Raw genomic sequence first — 19,935 nt, 5'->3', positions numbered from 1 at the left:
CTCGTGGACGCCGCACTGGCCCACGCCGAGTCGCTCGGCGCGTCGATCGTCGTCTCGGTCGTCGACCGCGGCGGCCACGTCGTCGCCAAGGCCCGCATGGACGGCTCGACCCTGCTGTGCGTGGGGCTCGCCGACGACAAGGCCTATACCGCGGTCGCGCTGGAGATGCCCTCCGACGGGCTGGCCGAGCTCGTCCTGCCCGGCGGGTACCTGCACGGCCTCAACGTCGTGCAGTCCGGGCGGGTCGTCCCGTTCGGCGGCGGCGTCCCGGTCCGCGACGCCGCCGGCGGCGTCTCCGGCGCCATCGGCGTCAGCGGCGGCACGACCGAGCAGGACGTCGAGATCGCCCAGGCCGCCGTGCGGTCGGTCACGTGAGGCCTCCCGCGCGCGACCCGCAGACCGTCGTCGTCACGGGCGCGGCGACGGGCATCGGGCGGGCCACCGCGGTCGCGTTCGCCCGCCTGGGCTGCTGGGTCCTGATCGCCGACCGCAACGCCGCGCGCGCGGAGGAGACCCTGGCGCTCGTGCGCGCGGCCGGCGGCGACGGGCGGGTCCGAGCGCTCGACGTCACCGACCTGGCCGACCTGCGCGCCGCCGTCGACGAGGTCGTCGCAGAGCGCGGGCGCATCGACGTCCTGGTCAACAACGCCGGGCGCCCGATGGCCATCCGCATCGAGGACATCGACGAGGCGCAGTTCGACGCGGTCCTGGACGTCAACCTCAAGGCCACGTTCTTCGCCTGCAAGTACGTCATCGAGCACATGCTCGTCGCGGGCGGCGGCGCGATCGTCAACACCGCGTCGGACATGGGCCTGGTCGCCGGGCTGCCAAACCAGCCGGCCTACGTGGCGTCCAAGGGCGCGGTCGTGCTGCTCACCAAGGCGCTGGCCGTCGACTACGCCGAGCAGGACATCCGGGTCAACTGCGTCTGCCCGTGCCTCACCGACACGCCGATGATCGACGACTTCCTGGCCACCCAGTTCCCGGACGACGCCGAGCGCGCGAAGGTCAAGGCCGAGCTGCACGCGATCCAGCCGATCGCGCGCATGAACACGCCCGCGGAGGTGGCCTCCGCGATCGTGTTCCTGGGGACGCCGGCGTCGTCGGGGACCACCGGGGTGGCGCTCCCCGTCGACGGCGGGTTCGTGGCGCGCTGAGCGCGCCCGGCACGGCTCAGGCCGACCGGGCGGCGTGGCCGACCTGGGCGTCCAGGCGGCCCAGCACGTCGTCGGTCGAGGAGACCGAGCAGTACAGGCGCTGCAGCGTCAGCAGCGCGTTGTCGTGGTACTCCTGGCTGTCGGCGCCGCACGCGTCGTCGACGAGCAGGCAGCCGAAGCCCTTGTCGGCGGCGTCGCGCAGCGTCCCCTCGACGCACATGTTCGTCGAGACCCCGGTGAAGATGAGGTCCTGGACGCCGTAGGTGTGGAGGATGAGCTCGATCGGGCTGGAGGTGAACGCGCTCGGCGTGATCTTGTTGATGACGCGCTCGGTGGGCTGTACCTCGAGGCAGTCCAGGAGCTGGTGCTCGCGGCAGCCCTCCCGGTTGCGCGTGGCCCGGCACAGGGCCTCCATCTGCGGCGAGAGGTCGCTGTAGTCCTCGACCTCGGAGCCGTAGGTCAGGAAGATGCGGCGCATGTCGTGCTCGCGCGCCCAGGCCAGCAGCCGCAGCGTGTTGGGCACCACGAGGTCGTCGATGCGCTCGAAGCGGTAGGCCGCGTCGTCCAGCCGCCCCTGCTCGTCGAGCAGCTTGCCGAGGCCGTGGTCGCGGTGGCCGGTGGCGTACATGAGGTCGACGATGACCAGGCACGTGGTGGCCGGGTCGAGGTCGACGTCGCGCGTGTAGGTCGAGACGTAGTCGTCGGGAGCACGGTACGTCACGGGACCAGCACCACCTTTCCTGTCTGCTTGCGTCCTTCGATGATGCGGTGGGCCTCGGGGGCCTCCGACAGCGGCAGCGCCGCGTGCACGTGGGGCTTCAGCTTGCCCTCCCCCATGAGCTTCATGGTCAGGATCATCTCGGCGGGCGTGCCGATCCGCGACCCGATGACCTGCCACTCGTGGCGGAACAGCTCCACGAGGTCGATCGGCGGGGTCTCCCCACCGTGGCCACCACAGGTCACGAGGCGCCCATCCTTGCGCAGCGCGCGCAGGCTGTCCATGAAGAGGTCGCCCCCGACGTGCTCGATGAACAGGTCGGCGCCCTCGCCGTCGGTCATCTCGAGCACGCGCTCGGCGATCGACTCCTCGTTGTAGTTGATGGTCTCGCTCGCGCCAAGCTCGCGCGCGGTCTGCAGCTTGTGCTCGGCGCCGGCCGTCGCGATCACCCGCGCGCCGTTGAGCGCCGCGATCTGGATCGCGCCGTGGCCGATGCCGCTGCCCGCGGACTGCACGACGACGGTCTGGCCGGGCTGCAGCCTCCCGCGCGTGACGATCATGTGCCAGGCCGTCGCGAACGCGACCTGCCCGGCGGCGGCCATCTCGGCGGTCACGCCGTCGGGCAGCAGGTGTGTCGCGCGGGCCGGTGCCAGCACGTACTCCGCGTAGCCGCCGGGGAACTGGACGCTCATCATCTTCGCGTCGAGGCAGAGGTTGGGCTGGCCGGCCCTGCAGTAGCGGCAGGTCAGGCACTCCACCTCGTGCTGCGGCCACACCCCGTCGCCGACGGCCAGGTGCTCGACGCCCTCGCCGACCGCGTCGACCGTTCCGGCGAACTCGACGCCGAGCTGGTGGGGCAGCGGCAGCGGCCAGCGCGACACCCCGGCGCGCAGGTCGATGTCGAAGTGGTTGACGCCGCAGGCCTCCACGCGGATCAGGACCTCGCCGGGCCCCGGCACGGGCTTCTCGACGTCCTCGTAGCGCAGGACGTCGGCCGTGCCGTACTCGTGATAGCGGACCGCCTTCACACCAGCTCCTTCTGTCGGTTGCTCAGAATCCCGCGTCGGCGCGGGAGCGCTGGGCGAGCAGTCGCTCGATCAGCACGTCGCGCCCGAACTCGATGTGGGCGCGCCACGTCGCCTCGGCGCCGGCACCGTCGCCGGCGGCCAGAAGGTCGATGAGGGTCTCGTGCCCGGAGCCCGAGCGGCGCTTCTCATCGTCGCCGTACCAGAGGTAGGCCTTGTAGATGAGCGGCGTCTGGCCGACGCTGCCGACCGTCCGCTCCAGCGAGCCCGAGCGGGCGGCGCGCACGACGAGCAGGTGGAACTGATGGTTCAGGCGCGCGGGCTCGCGCAGCCACTCGACGTCGTCGCTGACGTCGCGGGCGACCTTGGCCGCGAGCTGCTCCTGGACGGCGCGCAGCTCGGCGATCTCGTGCTCGGTGATCCGATCGGCGGCCCGGCGGGCGGCGTAGCTCTCGAGGTGGGCCCGCAGGTCGTAGATGTCGCGGACCTCGTCGGGCGAGAACGTCTGGACCGCCATGCCGCGGCCCGAGCGGGCGACGAGGTTCTCGCGCTCGAGCTTGTGCAGCGCCTCGCGCACGGGCGTGCGGCTCACGGCGAGCATCCGCGCCAGGCGCTGCTCCACGATCCGCTCGCCGGGGCGCAGGGTCCCGTCGAGGATCGCGCGGCGGATGGCCTCGTAGGCCTCCTCGCTGCTGGAGATCGTCGTCGACGGGCTGAAGATCGTGGTGTCGGGCTCGGTCATCGGCGGGCTCTCGGAGGCTGGCGACGCCGAGCCGGAACCTTTGTATGCCTTTGCATACAATCGCGTCTATCGTACGGACCGAACGGTACGGCTGGCAAGCGTCGCGCCGCGTTCACCGGGTTTTGAGCATCTGGAGGCCTCCTCACCACGCGGGCAGCGCCCGCCGCAGCATCCTTGCGCGCCCGGCCGCCGGCGACCTGCGCACGGCCGTCCTGTGGGTCCTGGCCGTGGTGCCGCAGGCGTTCGGGTTCTGGCTGGTCGCCGGCGACGTCGCCGGCGTGCAGCCGGGCCAGACGCGGACGTTCGTCCTCGCCGCCATGCTCACCCTCGGCCTGGCGACGTTGGCCCAGGTCGTCGTGGGCTACCGGCTCACGCTCTACGAGGGCCCGGCGGCCGCCTACCTCGCCGCGGTCGTCGTGGTCGCCGCCGGCGGCCACGGCCTGGCCGCGATCGGCGCGGGCCTGCTCGTGGGCGGGGCGACGGTCGCGCTGCTGGGCGTGCTGCGCTTCGACCGCCTGCTGCTGCGGGTCTTCACGCCGCTGACGGGCATGGTGTTCGTCCTGGTCGTCACGGTCGCGGTGCTCCCGACCACGGTCGCCCGGGCGCTGGCCACCAGCCACGTGCACCCGTGGGGCACCACGGCGGGCTGGGTCGCCGCGCTGGCCGTCGTCGCCGTCGGCGTCGGGCTGCAGCGCCCGCGCGTCACGCGGCCCTACGCCCTGCTCGTCGCGCTGCTGGTCGGCGCCGCAGCGGCCATCGCCGTCGGCGGCGTGCCGCACGCCGACCTCTCCGGCGGCCTGGCGCTCCCCAGCGCGCTGCCGTGGGGCGCGCCGCAGTTCAGCGTGCAGGTCATCGTCCCGTTCGTGATCGCCGCCGGCCTCATCGCGTTCAACACGGTGGCCGCCGTCGAGGTCGGCTCGGCCATGCAGGAGGTCGAGAAGGCGCGACTGGCGTCCGCGCGCGGGCTCGTCGTCCACGGCGCGGTGCAGGCCGTCGGGGCGCTGGCCGGCAACGTGCTCGGCACGGTGGCCCGCCTGGACTCCGTGCCCATCGTCCAGCTCCTGGGCAACCGCCGACGCACCGCGCTGGCCATCGCGGCGCTGCTCGTCATGGCCCTCGCGCTCGTGCAGCCCTTCCTCGGGCTCGTGGCGGCCCTGCCGCTCACGGTCTCGGCCGCGCTGCTGGCGCTCATGTTCTGCTCGATGATCGTGCAGACGCTGCAGCGGCTGTGGCCGCTCGGGGCGCATGCCCGCATGGTCGCCGCCGTCGCGCTGGCGCCGAGCATCGCGTGGACCCCGCTGCAGCACCTGCTGTCCCCCACGGCCAAGCTGCTCGGCAACCCCATGCTGTGGGGCGTGGCCGCCGGCCTCGTGCTCGAGCGGGTGCTCGAGCGCCGCACCGGCCGGGCCCCGGCCACGGCCCTGGCGGAGCGAGCATGACGCGCGGCCCGCGCCCCGCCCCGGCGACGAACGTCGTACCCTACCTGCTGCTCGCGGCGACCGTGGTCCTCTGGGGCTCGGCGTTCCGCGCGACCGCGGTCGGCACACAGCACGCCTCGCCCGTCGTGTTCTCGACGCTGCGCGCGCTGCCCGCCGCCGCGCTGCTGCTGGCGATCACGGCGCTGCGCCACGGCACGCTGCCCCGCGGACGGACGCTGGCCTGGGCCGCGCTGTCGGGGCTGTTCATGGTCACCCTGGCCTTCGAGGGGATCGCCGAGGGCACGTCGATGGCCGGCGCGGGCAACGCCGCGATCCTCCTGAACACGACGCCGTTCTTCGTCCTGGTCCTCGCGCGCTTCACGCTCGGCGAGCGCATCGCCCCCTGGGGCGTGGTCGGGCTCGTGACGGCGTTCATCGGCATCGTGACGATGGTCTCGTCGCAGCTGTCGGGCGGCACCGACACCGGCCGCATGGTCCTGGGCATGGCGATCGCGCTGATGGCCGGCGCGGGCTTCGCCGTCGGCACGCTGCTCGTCAAGGCCACCGTACAGCGGTATCCCGGGACCGACATCGTGGCCTTCACGGCCGTCCAGCACCTCGTCGGCGGCGTCGCCCTCGTCCCGCTCGCGCTGCTCTACGGGCACGTGGGCGACACGAGCTGGGGCGCCGGATCGCTGTGGACGTCGGTGGCCTGGGTGGCCGCGGGCTCCTCGGCGTTCGCGGCCGTCGCCTACACGACCGCGCTGCGGTCCATCCCGGCCACCCGCGCCAGCGCCTGGCAGTTCCTCGCGCCGGTCGTGGCCGTCGTCGTGGAGGTCGCGCGAGGCAACGCGCCCGAGGCCGTCGTGCTGGCCGGGATGGCGATCGTGATCCTCGGCGTCGCGGTCGTCAGCCGCGCGCCGGCGCCGCCGCCCGCGGCCGCCGAGCCCGCCGTCCCGTAGGGCGCCCCTACAGGTCGAGACCCGGCTCGCCGGCGGTCCAGCCGCCGTCGACGGGCAGCAGGTGGCCGGTGATCATCGACGCGGCGTCGGTGCAGAGGAACACCGCGGCGCCCGCGATGTCCTTCGGCTGCCCGATGCGCCCGAGCGGGATGCGCTTGACCGACGCGTCGTGGACCTGCTGGATCTCGAGCATCGGCGCGGCCATCGGCGTCCAGACGAACGTCGGCGCGATCGCGTTGACACGGATGCCGTGCGGCGCCCAGTCGATCGCCTGGCTGCGCGTCATCGCGGCGATGGCGCCCTTCGTCGCGGTGTAGACGACCTGGTTGGGCAGCGAGAGGATCGCCGCCTGCGAGGCGAGGTTGACGATCGAGCCGCCACCGGCGGCCTTCATGCCCGCGAACGCGGCCTGGGCGGCCCACAGGCTGCCCTTGACGTTGACACGCCACAGGCGGTCCATGTCGGCCTCGGCGGCCTCCTCGGCCGGGAGGTTCTCGCAGATGATCGCCGCGCAGTTGACGAGCCCGTGGGGCGCGCCGAGGTCGCCGTCGATCCGGGCGAACGCGGCGAGCACCGCGTCGCGGTCGCCGATGTCGACGCCGACGGCCTGCGCCCGGCGGCCCGTGGCCTCCACGAGCGCCTTGGTCTCGGCCAGGCGGTCCTCGTCGAGGTCGATGAGCGCGACGTCGGCCCCGGCGCCCGCGGCCGCGACCGCGACGCCCTGCCCGATGCCCTGCGCGGCACCGGTCACGGCGATGACGCGACCTTCGAGACCGAAGGACACTTCGAAGTCCGACATTGCCTCACCTCTTGCTCGAACGATGGATACCAGTGGTTCTGCGCCGTGCTTATATCACCCGTCACCGCCGCCGTCGGCGATGTCGAACTTTCGCCGGGCCGGCGCGTCGATCTTCGGCGCCGGGCCTGATAGAACCCCCTGATGACGCCGCGCGACTATTTGATGCACGTCGGAGGAGCGCCGATGGCGGCCTCCGGGGGGCGCACGCTGGACAGCGTGGACCCCGCCACCGGCGAGGTCTGGGCGCGCATCCCGGACGCCACGGCGCAGGACGTCGACACCGCCGTCGCCGCCGCGCGCGCCGCCTTCCGCGACCCGGCGTGGGCCGGCCTGACCGCGACCGCCCGCGGTCGCCTGCTCAACCGCGTGGCCGACCTCGTCGACGCCAACGCCGACAGCCTGGCCCGGACGGAGACGCGCGACAACGGCAAGCTGCTGCGCGAGATGAAGGCCCAGGCGCTCGCGCTCGGGCGCTGGTACCGCTTCTTCGGCGGCCTGGCCGACAAGGTCGACGGCACCGTCCCGCCGATGGACTTCCCCACCATCATGGGCTACACCGTGCGCGAGCCGGTGGGCGTCGTCGCCGCGATCGCCCCGTGGAACTCGCCGCTGCTGCTGGCGACGTGGAAGCTGGCCCCCGCGCTGGCGGCCGGCAACACGGTCGTGGCCAAGCCGAGCGAGTACACGTCGGCGTCGCTCGTCGAGCTCGTCGAGCTCTTCGTCGAGGCCGGGTTCCCGCCCGGCGTGGTCAACGTCGTCACCGGCACCGGCGCCGGCGCCGGCGCCGCGCTGACGTCGCACCCCGACATCGACCACATCGCCTTCACGGGGGGTCCCGAGTCGGCCAAGGCGATCGGGCGTGCCGCGGCGGACTCGTTGACCCCGACCACGTTCGAGCTCGGCGGCAAGTCGGCCAACGTCGTCTTCGCCGACGCCGACCTCGACGCCGCCGAGGCCGGGGTCCTGGCCGGGATCTTCGCCGCGTCCGGGCAGACCTGCATCGCCGGCTCGCGCCTGCTCGTCCAGCGCGACATCGCCGACGCGTTCGTCGCGCGGATCGCCGCCCGGGCCGAGACGATCCGGCTCGGCGACCCGACGGCGGAGGACACCCAGATGGGCCCGGCCGCAACCCCGCCCCAGCTCGAGCGCATCGTCGGCATGGTGGAGGACGCCGTGGCGGCCGGGGCGACGGTGGCCACCGGCGGGCGGCGCCCCGACGAGGAGCGCCTGGCCGCCGGGCTCTTCTACCCGCCGACCGTGCTGACCGGCCTGCGGCCCGACGACCACATCGCCCAGAACGAGGTCTTCGGGCCGGTCCTGTCCGTGCTGACCTTCGAGGACGAGGCCGAGGCGGTCGAGATCGCCAACGGCACGCGCTACTCCCTGGCCGCGGGGATCTGGACGCGCGACGTCAAGCGCGCGCACCGCGTGGCCCGCGCCCTGGACGCCGGCACGGTCTGGGTCAACACCTACCGCGCGGTCTCGCCGCTCATGCCGTTCGGCGGCTCGGGGCTCAGCGGCCATGGCCGCGAGAGCGGCATCGAGGCGATGAACGCCTACACGAAGACCAAGAGCGTGTGGATCGAGCTGTCGGAGGAGGTGCAGGACCCGTTCGTCCTGCGCGTCTGAGCCGTGGCCATCGATCTCGGGCTGTTCCTCTCCGACCAGCACCCGCCCGGCCGGCCGCCGGCCGAGGGCGTGCGCGAGCACCTCGAGCAGGTCGCGGCCGCGCGGGAGCTGGGCTACACGTCGATCTGGGCGGGCCAGCACTTCCTGTCCCAGCCGTTCGCGATGTACCAGAGCATCCCGATGCTCGCGCGCGTCGCCGCCGAGGCCGAGGGCATGACCGTCGGCGCCGGCGTCCTGCTGCTCACGCTGCTCAACCCGCTCGAGGTGGCCGAGAACGTCGCCACGCTGGACGCGATCTGCGACGGGCGCTTCGTGCTCGGCGTCGGCTTCGGCTACCGCGACGTCGAGAACGCCGCGTTCGGCATCTCCACCGGCCGCGTGGCGACCTTCGAGGCCAAGCTCGACGTCGTGCGCCGCCTCCTGGCCGGCGAGCGCGTCACCGCCCGGGGCGAGGGCTACGTTCTCACCGACGCCGAGCTAGCGCTGCGCTCCGAGCGCCCGCCGCCGATCTGGATGGCCGCCAACGGCGACCGCGCCGTGCAGCGCGCCGCGCGCCTCTCCGACGCCTGGCTGGTCAACCCGCACACGCGCCTGGACGAGCTCGAGCGCCAGGTCGGCCTGTTCCACGCCGCGCGCGCCGAGGCGGGGCTGGCGCCGGTGACCCGGATGCCGGTCATCAAGGAGATCTGCGTCGCCGAGACCGACGAGGCCGCGCTGGCCGCCGCCCGCCCCTACCTGGAGGGCAAGTACGACGCCTACGTGGCCTGGGGCCAGAGCGACGTGCTGCCCGAGGGCGACACGCTGCGCCGGGCCTTCGCCGAGCTGACCGCGGGAGGGCGCTTCGTCATCGGGTCGCCGCAGACCTGTGCCGCCATCCTGGCCGAGCACGTCGCGCGCCTGGGCGTCGACCACATCATCTGCCGCGCCCAGTGGCCCGGCATGCCCCAGGAGCACGTGCTGCGTACGCTGCGCCTGCTCGCCCACGAGGTCGCTCCGCGGCTGGGCCCGTGACCACCGCCATCCAGGAGACAGCCATGCGATTGCAGGACAAGCGGACCATCATCACGGGCGCCGGATCGGGCATCGGCCGCGAGGTCGCCCGGCGCTTCGTGCAGGAGGGGGCGCGCGTGGCCCTGCTCGACCTCGACGCCGGCGCGCTGGGGGCGCTGGCCGGCGAGCTCGGCGACGGGATCGTCGCGACCGCGGCGGCCGACGTGACCGACGGCGCGGCCGTGCGGGCCGCCGTGGCCGAGGCGGTCTCCGCGCTGGGCGGCCTCGACGTGGTGGTCAACAACGCGGGCATCCCGATGGTCGGGGCGGTGCGCGACCTGGCCGAGGAGGATTGGGACCGCGCGCTGGCCGTCGATCTCAAGTCGGTGTTCCTGGTCTCGCAGGCGGCCTGGCCGCACCTCGAGGCCGCCGGCGGCGGCGTGATCGCGTCGACCGCCTCCATCGCGGGGCAGGTCGGTACGGCGGGCCAGGCCGCCTACGCCACGGCCAAGGCGGGGGTCATCATGCTCACCCGGTGCATGGCCCTCGAGGGCGCCGCGGCGCAGATCCGCGTCAACGCGGTCAACCCCGGCTTCGTGGCCACCCCCATGCTCGAGCGCTACCTCGCCGAGCAGGACGACCCGGCCGCCGCCCGGACCGACGTGGAGGCGATGCACCCGCTCGGGCGCCTCGGCGAGCCGCGCGACATCGCCGACGCCTTCGTCTACCTGGCCTCCGACGAGGCGCGATGGGTGACCGGGACGACGCTGGCCGTCGACGGCGGCTTCGCCGCGGGGGCCCACTGATGGCCGCCGGCGGCGGGCGCGCGCACCGCATCGCGGTGGTCGCGGGCGACGGCATCGGGCCCGAGGTCATGCCCGAGGCCGTCTCGGCGCTGGAGACGGTCGCGCGGCTGCACGGCATCGCGCTGGACATCGTGCCCTTCGACTGGGGCTCGGAGCGCTACCTCGCCCACGGCAGCGTCATGCCGGCTGACGCCCCCGAGCAGCTCGGCGGCTTCGACGCGATCCTGGCGGGCCCGATCGGCGACCCGCGGGTGCCCGACACGGTCACGGTGTGGGGCTACATCCTGGCCCTGCGCCAGGCCTTCGACCAGTACGTCAACCTGCGCCCGGTCCGGCTCATGGCCGGCGTCCCCGGGCCGCTGGCCGGCGTCGGGCCCGGCGACCTGGACATCGTCTTCGTGCGCGAGAACACCGAGGGCGAGTACAGCGGCGCCGGCGGGCGGCTGCACGCCGGCCACGACGCGGAGCTCGCCGTGGAGACCTCGGTGTTCACCCGCGGCGGCATCGAGCGCATCGTGCGCTACGCGTTCGAGCACGCCCGCGCCCACGGCCGTCGGCACGTCACGAGCGCGACCAAGTCCAACGCCCTGCGCCACGCGATGCCGCTGTGGGACGAGTGCTTCGCGCGCGTGGCGGCCGACTACCCCGACATCACGACCGACAGCTGCCTCATCGACGCGCTCACGGCGCGGATGGTCACGCGCCCCGGCTCGCTGGACGTCGTCGTCGCGAGCAACCTGTTCGGCGACATCCTCACCGACCTGGGCGCTGCGCTGTGCGGGAGCATGGGCATCGCCCCGAGCGCCAACCTCGACCCGACCCGGCAGCACCCCAGCCTGTTCCAGGCCATCCACGGATCGGCGCCCGACATCGCCGGGCAGGGCATCGCCAACCCGGTGGGCGAGTTGTGGTCGGGCGCGCTGGCGCTCGAGTTCCTCGGCGAGCACGAGGCGGCCGCGGCGCTGCTGGCGGCGATCGAGGCGACGGTCGCCGACCCCGCGACGCGCACGCGCGACCTCGGGGGCACCGCGTCGACCGCCGAGGCGGGCGCGGCGGTGCGCGCGGCGTTGGGCGGGTAGGCGGGGGGCGCCCCGCCCACCTACCCCTCGAACACGTCGAGCGGCAGCGCGGCAGACACCAGCGCGTTGGGCACGTTGACGATCTCGCTCACGCGCAGGTCGCCGGCCACGCTGAACACCACATAGGCCTGCTCGGCCGTCAGGCCGCGTTCGGCGACGAGCCAGTCGACGAGGTCGCCCACCGCGTTGCGCGCGGCGAGGTGCAGGTCGAGGTCGCGGTTGGAGCCGTCGGCGGCGACCGGGATCCCCGTCGTCGCGAACCACGTCCGGGGCCCGGTGGCGGGCTCCTCGACGTACTCGTAGGCGGGCATCGTGGGACGGAAGCGCAGGTCGGCCGCCGCGCGCAGTTGCACCGCGACGGTCGCGACGCCCGCGACCTCGATGGCCGTGCCGCACGACTCGCCGTCGCCCTGGGCGAAATGCGGGTCGCCGAGCGAGAGCATGGCCTCGGGCACCCCGACCGGAAGCAGCAGCCGGCTGCCCACCGTGAGGTGGCGGATGTCGAGGTTGCCCCCGTTCTCCCGCGGCGGGATCGTCCGCAGCCCGTCGCGGGCGACCGCGCCGCCGGCCGGCACCGCGCCGTGAGGGTCGGGGCCGAGCACCACGGCGCCCGTCGCGCCCAGCGCCGCCTCGCGCGCGGTGGCCCGGACCAGCAGCTCCGGCGACGGCGCGACGGCCACGCAGCCCAGGAACGGCCGGCCGTGGATGGCCACGCCGGGCAGCTGCTCGGAGCGCGCCACCCCGCCCGCGATGTCCCAGCGCACGAGGAACGGCTCGGTGAAGCGATCGCCGAGCAGGCCGAAGCCCGGGATGACCGCGGTGCTCCCGACCGGGTCGCACTCCAGCGCGCGCAGCTCGACGACGAGCACGTCGCCCGGCTGCGCGCCGCGGACGGCCACGGGCCCGGTCAGCGGGTGGTTGGCGTCGAGCTCCAGGCCGGCCAGGTCGGGCGCCGCGCGGCGCAGCGCACCGTCCATCCCGTCGCGGCAGTCGACGACGAGCTCGTCACCGGGGTCGATCGCCGCCACGGGCGGGACCTCGGGATGCAGTCGGTTGTGGCCGGGCCCGGGCCCGGCCAGGATCGAGCTGTCGCGGTCCAGGGCGATGCGCGGACTCATGCGAGCACCTGCGCGATCAGGCCGCAGGCCTCCACGGCGCCGCGGGTCTCGGCCTCCGTCCACATGCGCGGCGCGCCGAGCTCGTGGAGGGACAGCAGGCCGAGCAGCCGGCCGTCGGCCCGCACCGCGGTGACGATCTGGGCGGCCATCCCTCCGTAGGCCACCAGCATCCGCTGGAACGCGGGGTCGCCCGAGGCCCGGGCGCTGTCGTGCTGGACGACCTGCCCGGCGCCGGCGAGCATCGCCTCGACCACGGGCTGGCCCTTGAGGACGACGGTCGTGTCCCCGATGAGCGTGCCGACGCCGTCGGCACGCGCCTCGAAGGCCACGGGGTAGACGTCATCCTCGACGTCGAGGCGGAGGGTGCACCGTCCGACGCCGTACTGCTCGCGCAGCGCGTCGACGATGGCCTGCAACGCCGCCGCCCGAAGCCCTGCGATGTCGGGACCGCCCGCGACCGGCTCCACCAGAATCGCCCCCGTGACGAATGTCGAACTTACGACCTCATTCAGTATACGATCGTACGCCAGACCAGCGGCACGACACACAGGGAGCAGCGTGATCAGCCTCGGCGTCGACGTGGGCGGAACGAACACCGACATCATCCTCGGGGGCCTCGAGCAGGGCGTCATCGTCCACAAGCTGCCGTCGACGAACGATGATCCGGCGCGCGGCACCGTCCAGGGCACGCACGAGATCTGCGACATCGCCGGCATCACGCCCGCGGACATCGACCTGGTCCTCCACGGCACCACGGTCGCCACCAACGCGCTCCTCGAGCACGACGGCGGGCGCACCGGGATGCTGACGACGGAGGGCTTCCGCGACATCATCCACATCGGCCGCCACCAGCGGCCGCACAACTTCTCGCTCATGCAGGACATCGCCTACCAGCGCTGGCCGCTGGTGGAGCGCAAGCACCGCAAGGCGATCCCCGAGCGCGTCGTGCCCCCGGGCGAGATCACGATCCCGCTCGACGAGGCGCGCACGGTCGAGGCGATCCTCGAGCTCAAGGACTGGGGCGTGGAGTCGATCTGCGTCTGCTTCCTGTTCTCCTTCCTGGACCCGAGCCACGAGCTGCGCGCCGGCGAGCTCATCGCCGAGCACCATCCCGACGCCGAGATCTCCCTCTCGCACCAGATCGTCGCCCAGTTCCGCGAGTTCGAGCGCTTCACGACGACGGCGGCCAACGCCTACGTCAAGCCGAAGGTGCGCCGCTACCTCGAGCGCCTCGAGGCCGGGTGGCGCGAGGCGGGCGTGCGGTGCCCGATCCACGTCATGCAGTCCAACGGCGGCGTGGCGGCCATCGACCAGGCGGCCTCCCACGCGGTCAACGTCCTGCTGTCGGGGCCCGCCGCCGGGGTCATCGCCGGCCGCCACATCGGCACCACCAACGGCCACGACCAGCTCATCACGCTCGACATCGGCGGCACGTCGGCGGACATCAGCGTCATCCCCGGCCGGCTGCTGGAGATGAACGCGCGCGAGAGCCAGATGGGCGGCTACCCCATCCTCTCCCCCAAGCTCGACGTCACCGCCATCGGCGCCGGGGGCGGCTCCATCGCGTGGCGCGACCAGGGCGGCGCGTTCAACGTCGGCCCGCGCAGCGCGGGCGCGCAGCCCGGCCCGGCGGCCTACGGCCAGGGCGGGACGGAGCCGACGGTGACCGACGCCCACGTCGTCCTCGGGCGCATCGACCCCGACCAGTTCCTCGACGGCCGCCTGCGCCTGGACGCCGCCGCGGCGCGGGAGGCCGTGACCCGGATCGGCGGCGAGTTCGGCATGGACGTCGAGCAGGCGGCGCTGGCGATCCTGACGATCGTCAACGCCAACATGGTCCGCGAGATCCGCGTGCACTCCGTCCGCCGCGGCTACGACCCGCGCGAGTGCGCGCTCGTCGCCTTCGGCGGGGCCGGCCCGCTGCACGGGTGCGAGATCGCCGAGCAGCTCGAGATCCCCGTCATCCTGCTGCCGCCGGCGCCCGGCATCACCTCGGCGATGGGCCTGCTGGCCACCGACCTGCGCTACGACAACATCCGCACCGTCGGGGTCATGCTCGCGGCGGCGGAGCGCGAGGCGCTCGAGGCGCGCTTCGGCGAGATGGAGGACGAGCTGCGTGCGCGCTTCGCCGGCCACGACGGCGCCGAGCCCGTCCTGCACCGCGAGGCCGCCTGCCGCTACGCCGGGCAGGGCTATGAGCTCGCCGCCGACTGCGACGCGCTGGGCGAGGACTGGCGCGAGCAGATCGCCGAGAGCTTCCGCTCCCAGCACTTCCACGAGTACGGCTTCGACTTCGCGGGCGACCCGATCGAGATCATCAACCTGCGGGTCGTGGCCACCGCGGCCATCGCGGCCCGGCCGCACACCAGCGTGGGGCCCGGCGACGCCGACCCCTCGGCGGCCCGGACCGGGACCTCCCGCGTGACGTTCGCCGACGGCGCCGGCCACGCGGCGCACGAGGTCGCGATCTACACGCGGGCGCGCCTGCGGGCCGGCAACCGGATCCCCGGGCCGGCGATCGTCCACGAGATGGACTCCACCGTCGTCATCTCCCCCGCTGGGCCGGGGAGGTCCTGGGCGACGGCACGATCAGGCTCACCACCGACGGCGAGGAGCGGACATGAGCGCGCAGGTCGACATCGACCCCGTGATGATGCAGATCATCGGGGGCGAGCTGGACTCCATCGCCAAGGAGATGGCCCACCAGCTCATCCGCAGTTCCTACTCCGTGCTCATCCGCGAGTCCGAGGACATCGGGAGCGCGCTGCTGAACACGCGCTGCGAGGAGATCGCCGAGTCCGACAACACGCCGTTCCACGTCGGGTCGCTCGTGGCCTACACCAAGGGCATGCTCGAGACCGTCGCCAAGCGCGACATCGAGCTGCGGCCGGGCGACGTCCTGCTGCACAACCACCCCTACCTCGGCGCGAGCCACTCGCTGGACATCGCGGTGATCGTCCCGGTGTTCTGCGACGGCGAGCTCATCGCCTTCTCGGCCAACACCGCGCACCACCTCGACATCGGCGGGGCCCAGCCCGGCGCGGCGATCGACCTGTTCGACATGTACGCCGAGGGCCGCATCTTCAACGCGACGTTCATCTACCGCGAGGGCGTCCGCGACGACAACATGTGGTACTTCTTCACCGACAACAACCGCGTCCCACGCGAGGTGATGGGCGACCTCTCGTGCCAGATCGCGGCGGCCCAGCACGGCGCGCGGCGGCTCGAGGGGCTGATCGCCAAGCACTCGTGGCCCGTGGTGGAGGCCTACTCCGAGGCGCTGATCGACTACTCCGAGCGCATGCTGCGCACCGAGATCGCCAAGATCCCCGACGGCCGGTACCGCGCCGAGGGCTGGCTCGACGACGACGGCATCCATCGGGGCGTGCCCGAGAAGCTCGCCGTGACGGTCATCGTGGAGGGCGACGACGTGACCGTCGACCTCACCGAGACCCCGCCGCAGCGTCCCAACGCGCTCAACACGCCCTACGGCGGCTCGACGCTGGTCGGCGTCTACAGCCTGTTCCGCACGCTGCTGCTCGACACGTTCCTGACCGACGCCTACGTGCCGGGGAACTCCGGCGGCTTCCGGCCCATCACGGTCATCGCCCCCGAGGGCTGCATCTTCAACCCGCGCTTCCCCGCCGCCACGCAGATCCGGTTCAACCCCATCAACCGGGTCGCCGACCTCATCCTCCAGGCGCTGGCGCCGGTCATGCCCGACCGCACGACCGCCGGCAACTCGGCCCAGCTCAACGGCATGTACATGAGCGGGACGTACGAGGACGGCAGCTACTGGATCACGATCGAGGTCGACGAGGGCAGCTACGGTGGGCGCCCGGGCAAGGACGGGATGGACGCGGTCGACTGCCTGTCGGCCAACATCCGCAACCAGCCCATCGAGGACATCGAGATGCACCTGCCGTTCCGCTTCCACCGCTACGAGCTCATCGAGCAGGAGTTCGGGCACGGCGAGTGGCGCGGCGGGACGAGCGCGGTGCGCGACTACGCGTTCCTGACCCCGTCGGTGGTGACCACGGAGTCCGAGCGCCACGCCGACGTCGACCCGCCGCCCGGCGTCTTCGGCGGCACGCCGGGCCGGCCGGGGCGCTTCTGGCACCACCGGGCCGACGGCACCGTCGAGCAGCTGTACTCCAAGGTCAACGCCTACCGCTTCGCCGCGGGCGACCGCCTCGTCATCGAGGGCGTCACCAGTGGCGGCTACGGCGACCCGCTGGACCGGGAGCCCGAGCGCGTCCTCAGCGACTGCCTCGACGAGCTCATCAGCGGCGAGCAGGCTCGCGACATCTACGGCGTCGTCATCGACGGTCGGACGTTCGACGCCGCTGCCACCCAGCAGCTTCGCGCGCAGCTGCGCGCCAAGGCCACCACACGAGAGGAGACTCCCTGATGCCCTTTGCCGACGTCGGCGACGTCCGTCTGTACTACGAGCTCACCGGGCCCGTCGACAAGCCGATCATCCTGCAGTTCGGTGGATCGCTGTTCGGGCGCCAGAACTTCGACTTCGTCAACGACGGGATGCGCGAGAACTTCCGGCTGCTGAGCTTCGACGCCAGCGGCTACGGCCGGTCGACGCAGCCGCTGACCTCGTACTCCATGGAGAACTGGGCCAACGAGGCCGCCGGGCTGCTCGACGCCCTGGGCATCGAGCGGGCGCTGACGCACGGCACGTCGATGGGCGGCATGATCGCCATCGCGTTCACCGCGCTGCACGGCGACAAGACGATCGCCTCCGTCGCCGACTGCGGGATGGCGCGCTGCGACACCTACCGCCGCATCCTGTTCCGCAACTGGCGCCAGCAGTGCGAGGCGCTGCCGATGGACGACTTCGTCGACCTGCTCACGATCCAGGCCGTCGGCGCGAAGTACGTGGAGGAGCACCCCGACATCTTCGACGCGGTCAAGCGCATCGTGAACGCCAACTCGCCTTACACCGTGCGCCAGGCGTGCCTGGCCATGGAGCACATGGACCTCGAGCCGCTCGTGAAGGACATCGCGCGCCCGCTGCTGCTGACCAACGGCAGCACGGACATCATGACGCCGGCCGAGCTGGCGCCGTCGGGCTACAGCGCCAAGCAGATCGCCGAGGCCGTGCCGGAGTACGCACGCCTGCACGAGTTCCCCGACATCGGCCACGCCGACCTCCTCGAGGTGCCCGATGAGGCGGTGCGCGTCGTCACGGCGTTCTTCCACGAGGTCCTCGCCGGCGAGCCCGACGGGGCGGGCGTCTACGCCGACCTGGCCTGAGCGCCGCGGGCGGATGCGGCCGGCTGTGACCCAGCCGGCCGCGGCGCCCGGCGCGACCGGATCAGGCGGCGCCCGCGTGCTTGGTGAAGAACGCGGTGACCGCCTGGGCGTGGTCCTCGGTGCTGTCGAAGATCGTCGAGTGGTTGCCGCCCTTGACGACGTAGGTCTCGCCGTTGGGCAGGTTGTCGGCGATCCACTGCTGGCCGGCGCCGTCGGGCCCCTGGTCCCACGGGGTCATGACGTCCTCGTCACCGCCGATCACCAGCGCCGGGGACGTGATCTTCTTGACCCAGTCGCGGTTGTCCATGGCGTTCATGGCCTCGCAGGCCTGGATCATGACGCGGTCCTCGTTGGCGTCGCGGAGGATCTGCTGGATGACCTCGACGCCCTCCTGGCCTTCCGGCGTGGCCATGTAGGCGCGCGAGAGGCACTGCCAGGCGATGAGCTCGGCCAGGATGCGGCTGCCGCAGCCCTCGAGCTTGATGAGGTCGATCCAGTTCTTGAAGACGAGCCGCCCGGAGAACCCGAGCTTGGCCGCCGCGCAGTTGATGACCACCGACTGCACGCGGTCGGGGTACTTGCCCGCGACGATCGTGGCGACCATGCCGCCCATCGAGGTGCCGTGGATGTGGGCCTTCTCGATGCCCAGGGCGTCGAGCATGCCGACGGCGTCGTCGGCCCAGACCTCGAGGTCGTAGTGCTGCTCGGGCTTCTCGGAGGCGCCGTAGCCCCGCTGGTCGTAGTCGATGCAGCGGAACGTCTTGCTGAGGATCGGCGTGATGGGGCCGAAGTTGAAGTGCCCGAAGCCGGATCCGTGGATCTGGAGGACCGGCTCCCCCTCGCCGCTGATCTCGTGCCACAGGCGCGCGCCGCGCACCTCGATCATGCTGTCGGTCATCGCATCTCCTCTCGTAGGCTTGGACGCCGCGACAGTATATGTCGGACATCTATGGTCGGGGGCGACTTTGCGACGACATGACCGGCCCGCCATGGGGCCGTGGCAGCTGCTGGCGATCGCGTTCGCCGCCCAGGGCGCGATCTCGTTCGTCGAGCTCGGCGTCCCCGTCCTCGCGCCCTACATCAAGGACGGCTTCGGCCTGTCGGCGTTCGCGGTCGGCATCGTCGTCACGTCGCTGAACGTCGGGCGCTTCATCGGCTCGGTCCCGGCCGGGCAGGTCGCCGACCGCATCGGGGAGCGCCTCGTGCTGGTGGCCAGCGGCCTGGGGTTGACGGTGTTCGCCGCCCTCGCCGCGGGCGCCGGCTACGGGCTGCTCCTGCTCGCCCTCGCACTGGCCGGGATCTTCAGCGGGGCCGCGACGCCGGCGGGCAGCAAGCTCGTCCTCGTCGCGTTCCCGCGCGAGCGGCGGGGGCTGCCGATGGGCATCCGGCAGGCCGCGATCCCCCTCGGCGCGCTGGCGGCCTCCATCGCGCTGCCCCTCATGGCCGACGCGTGGGGCTGGCGGTTGACGCTGGCGATCGCCGCGGCGATCCCGCTGGTCGGCACGGCCGCCGCCATCGCGGCGCGCACGCCGACCAACGTCCCCACGTCGGCGGCGGCCCGTCGCGGCACGCTCGCGGAGATCGCCCGCAACCGCAAGATCACCTACGCGGGGATCTGGGCGCTGCTGTTCGTCGGCGGTCAGTACGCGCTGCTGACCTACCTCGCGCTCTACCTCGAGGACGACCTCGGCTTCTCGCGCACCGCGGCGTTCACGCTCCTGGCGGTCTCCAACGCGTCGGGCTTCGTCGGGCGCCTGGCCTGGGGCTGGCTCAGCGACCGCTTCTTCGACAGCCGCCGGCGGCCGGGGCTCATCGCGGTGACCGTCGCGGGAGTCCTGTCGGCGGCGCTGCTGGGCGCGGCGCCCGTGCACGGCGCGATCGTCATGGCCTCGGCGGGAGCCGCGCTGGGCGGGTTCTGCCTCATCGGGTGGCAGGGGCTGTGGGTCACGATGGTCTCCGAGCTGGCGCCGGAGGGCAGCTCCGCGACAGCCGTCGGCTTCGCCCTGCTGTTCACGAACGCGGGCATCGTCATCTGGCCGCCGCTGCTCGGCCTGACGGCCGACCTCACCGGCAGCTTCCGCTGGTCCTGGGTGCTGCTGGGGACGGCCCTGCTCCTCTCGCTGTGGCCGCTGGACGCCATCCGCCGGGTCGGGCCGCGGGAGGCCTGGGTGCGCGAGGACGGAACCCCGGGAGAGCTGTCGGAAAGTTGATGTCGGACATTGCC

18 protein-coding genes and 1 pseudogene are annotated in these 19,935 nt (G+C 73.0%); 12 read left to right on the top strand and 7 right to left on the bottom strand.

Annotation, left to right across the window (positions count from 1 at the left end; all coding sequences use genetic code 11):
• Positions 1-3 precede the first annotated feature (3 nt).
• Positions 4-375: a GlcG/HbpS family heme-binding protein gene (locus tag FSW04_RS13190; RefSeq protein WP_146919951.1), complete on the top strand. Its 372-nt coding sequence runs from the start codon at positions 4-6 to the stop codon at positions 373-375.
• The gene (locus tag FSW04_RS13185) at positions 372-1,157 is read left to right on the top strand and encodes an SDR family NAD(P)-dependent oxidoreductase (RefSeq protein WP_146919948.1); all 786 of its coding nucleotides are present in this window, start codon (positions 372-374) and stop codon (positions 1,155-1,157) included. Before FSW04_RS13190 ends, FSW04_RS13185 begins: the two co-directional genes overlap by 4 nt.
• Before the next feature lie 16 nt (positions 1,158-1,173).
• Here FSW04_RS13185 and FSW04_RS13180 read toward each other — a convergent pair whose 3' ends face one another.
• The 3 genes from FSW04_RS13180 to FSW04_RS13170 are packed head-to-tail and all read right to left on the bottom strand — an operon-like array spanning position 1,174 to position 3,642.
• Positions 1,174-1,878 (bottom strand): cysteine hydrolase family protein, encoded by a 705-nt coding sequence (locus tag FSW04_RS13180; protein ID WP_146919946.1) that lies wholly within the window; start codon positions 1,876-1,878, stop codon positions 1,174-1,176.
• Positions 1,875-2,903 carry a zinc-binding dehydrogenase gene (locus FSW04_RS13175; protein WP_146919944.1) on the bottom strand — a complete coding sequence of 343 codons (1,029 nt, stop codon included), beginning with the start codon at positions 2,901-2,903 and terminating at the stop codon, positions 1,875-1,877. The genes FSW04_RS13180 and FSW04_RS13175 overlap by 4 nt, the downstream gene beginning before the upstream one ends.
• Positions 2,904-2,925: 22 nt before the next feature.
• On the bottom strand, positions 2,926-3,642 hold the full coding sequence (locus FSW04_RS13170) for a GntR family transcriptional regulator (RefSeq protein ID WP_146919942.1): 717 nt from the start codon (positions 3,640-3,642) through the stop codon (positions 2,926-2,928).
• 122 nt (positions 3,643-3,764) lie between these two features.
• On the opposite strand from FSW04_RS13170, the gene FSW04_RS13165 reads away from it, so the two are divergent.
• Together FSW04_RS13165 and FSW04_RS13160 are read left to right on the top strand one after the other, a co-directional pair.
• Positions 3,765-5,081, top strand: coding sequence for a solute carrier family 23 protein (locus FSW04_RS13165; RefSeq protein WP_187368748.1), 1,317 nt, complete (start codon positions 3,765-3,767; stop codon positions 5,079-5,081).
• Positions 5,078-6,022: a DMT family transporter gene (locus FSW04_RS13160; protein WP_146919938.1), complete on the top strand. Its 945-nt coding sequence runs from the start codon at positions 5,078-5,080 to the stop codon at positions 6,020-6,022. The genes FSW04_RS13165 and FSW04_RS13160 overlap by 4 nt, the downstream gene beginning before the upstream one ends.
• 7 nt (positions 6,023-6,029) lie before the next feature.
• On the opposite strand, the gene FSW04_RS13155 is transcribed toward FSW04_RS13160, so the two are convergent.
• Positions 6,030-6,821, bottom strand: a complete 792-nt coding sequence (locus FSW04_RS13155; RefSeq protein WP_146919936.1) for an SDR family NAD(P)-dependent oxidoreductase — start codon at positions 6,819-6,821, stop codon at positions 6,030-6,032.
• Between the two features lie 141 nt (positions 6,822-6,962).
• Here FSW04_RS13155 and FSW04_RS13150 point away from each other — a divergent pair, with 141 nt between their 5' ends.
• The 4 genes from FSW04_RS13150 to FSW04_RS13135 are packed head-to-tail and all read left to right on the top strand — an operon-like array spanning position 6,963 to position 11,325.
• Complete coding sequence (locus FSW04_RS13150) at positions 6,963-8,450, top strand: aldehyde dehydrogenase (RefSeq protein WP_146919934.1); 1,488 nt, start codon at positions 6,963-6,965, stop codon at positions 8,448-8,450.
• A gap of 3 nt (positions 8,451-8,453) precedes the next feature.
• Positions 8,454-9,461 carry an LLM class flavin-dependent oxidoreductase gene (locus tag FSW04_RS13145; RefSeq protein ID WP_146919932.1) on the top strand — a complete coding sequence of 336 codons (1,008 nt, stop codon included), beginning with the start codon at positions 8,454-8,456 and terminating at the stop codon, positions 9,459-9,461.
• A complete protein-coding gene (locus FSW04_RS13140; RefSeq protein ID WP_228430457.1) occupies positions 9,458-10,246 on the top strand; it encodes an SDR family NAD(P)-dependent oxidoreductase in 789 nt (262 codons plus the stop codon). The genes FSW04_RS13145 and FSW04_RS13140 overlap by 4 nt, the downstream gene beginning before the upstream one ends.
• On the top strand, positions 10,246-11,325 hold the full coding sequence (locus FSW04_RS13135; RefSeq protein WP_146919930.1) for a tartrate dehydrogenase: 1,080 nt from the start codon (positions 10,246-10,248) through the stop codon (positions 11,323-11,325). The genes FSW04_RS13140 and FSW04_RS13135 overlap by 1 nt, the downstream gene beginning before the upstream one ends.
• Positions 11,326-11,345: 20 nt before the next feature.
• On the opposite strand, the gene FSW04_RS13130 is transcribed toward FSW04_RS13135, so the two are convergent.
• Together FSW04_RS13130 and FSW04_RS13125 are read right to left on the bottom strand one after the other, a co-directional pair.
• Positions 11,346-12,443, bottom strand: coding sequence for an acetamidase/formamidase family protein (locus FSW04_RS13130; RefSeq protein ID WP_146919927.1), 1,098 nt, complete (start codon positions 12,441-12,443; stop codon positions 11,346-11,348).
• On the bottom strand, positions 12,440-12,910 hold the full coding sequence (locus tag FSW04_RS13125) for a GAF domain-containing protein (RefSeq protein WP_187368747.1): 471 nt from the start codon (positions 12,908-12,910) through the stop codon (positions 12,440-12,442). The genes FSW04_RS13130 and FSW04_RS13125 overlap by 4 nt, the downstream gene beginning before the upstream one ends.
• On the opposite strand from FSW04_RS13125, the pseudogene FSW04_RS28500 reads away from it, so the two are divergent.
• From FSW04_RS28500 to FSW04_RS13110, 3 genes and pseudogenes are all read left to right on the top strand, one after another.
• Positions 12,849-14,414 (top strand): annotated as a pseudogene (locus tag FSW04_RS28500) (hydantoinase/oxoprolinase family protein); the annotation flags it as partial. The gene FSW04_RS13125 and the pseudogene FSW04_RS28500 sit on opposite strands and share 62 nt — an antisense overlap.
• A 649-nt stretch (positions 14,415-15,063) precedes the next feature.
• The gene (locus FSW04_RS13115; RefSeq protein WP_146919923.1) at positions 15,064-16,854 is read left to right on the top strand and encodes a hydantoinase B/oxoprolinase family protein; all 1,791 of its coding nucleotides are present in this window, start codon (positions 15,064-15,066) and stop codon (positions 16,852-16,854) included.
• Positions 16,854-17,711, top strand: coding sequence for an alpha/beta fold hydrolase (locus tag FSW04_RS13110; RefSeq protein ID WP_146923721.1), 858 nt, complete (start codon positions 16,854-16,856; stop codon positions 17,709-17,711). The genes FSW04_RS13115 and FSW04_RS13110 overlap by 1 nt, the downstream gene beginning before the upstream one ends.
• Positions 17,712-17,772: 61 nt before the next feature.
• On the opposite strand, the gene FSW04_RS13105 is transcribed toward FSW04_RS13110, so the two are convergent.
• Positions 17,773-18,609: an alpha/beta fold hydrolase gene (locus FSW04_RS13105; protein WP_187368746.1), complete on the bottom strand. Its 837-nt coding sequence runs from the start codon at positions 18,607-18,609 to the stop codon at positions 17,773-17,775.
• 91 nt (positions 18,610-18,700) lie between these two features.
• Between FSW04_RS13105 and FSW04_RS13100 the strand changes: the two genes are divergently transcribed.
• Positions 18,701-19,921 (top strand): MFS transporter, encoded by a 1,221-nt coding sequence (locus FSW04_RS13100; RefSeq protein ID WP_187368745.1) that lies wholly within the window; start codon positions 18,701-18,703, stop codon positions 19,919-19,921.
• Positions 19,922-19,935 lie beyond the last annotated feature (14 nt).

Origin of the sequence: Baekduia soli (assembly GCF_007970665.1) — a bacterium.
Taxonomy (GTDB): domain Bacteria; phylum Actinomycetota; class Thermoleophilia; order Solirubrobacterales; family Solirubrobacteraceae; genus Baekduia; species Baekduia soli.
This window is presented reverse-complemented; position numbering and strand designations above follow the sequence as displayed.

Bases quoted from the DNA above. Each gene is read 5' to 3' on its own strand.
- FSW04_RS13170 (WP_146919942.1), bottom strand. From the start codon at position 3,642: ATGACCGAGCCCGACACCACGATCTTCAGCCCGTCGACGACGATCTCC.
- FSW04_RS13160 (WP_146919938.1), top strand. From the start codon at position 5,078: ATGACGCGCGGCCCGCGCCCCGCCCCGGCGACGAACGTCGTACCCTAC.
- FSW04_RS13155 (WP_146919936.1), bottom strand. From the start codon at position 6,821: ATGTCGGACTTCGAAGTGTCCTTCGGTCTCGAAGGTCGCGTCATCGCC.
- FSW04_RS13150 (WP_146919934.1), top strand. From the start codon at position 6,963: ATGACGCCGCGCGACTATTTGATGCACGTCGGAGGAGCGCCGATGGCG.
- FSW04_RS13135 (WP_146919930.1), top strand. From the start codon at position 10,246: ATGGCCGCCGGCGGCGGGCGCGCGCACCGCATCGCGGTGGTCGCGGGC.
- FSW04_RS13130 (WP_146919927.1), bottom strand. From the start codon at position 12,443: ATGAGTCCGCGCATCGCCCTGGACCGCGACAGCTCGATCCTGGCCGGG.
- FSW04_RS13115 (WP_146919923.1), top strand. From the start codon at position 15,064: ATGAGCGCGCAGGTCGACATCGACCCCGTGATGATGCAGATCATCGGG.
- FSW04_RS13110 (WP_146923721.1), top strand. From the start codon at position 16,854: ATGCCCTTTGCCGACGTCGGCGACGTCCGTCTGTACTACGAGCTCACC.
- FSW04_RS13105 (WP_187368746.1), bottom strand. From the start codon at position 18,609: ATGACCGACAGCATGATCGAGGTGCGCGGCGCGCGCCTGTGGCACGAG.
- FSW04_RS13100 (WP_187368745.1), top strand. From the start codon at position 18,701: ATGGGGCCGTGGCAGCTGCTGGCGATCGCGTTCGCCGCCCAGGGCGCG.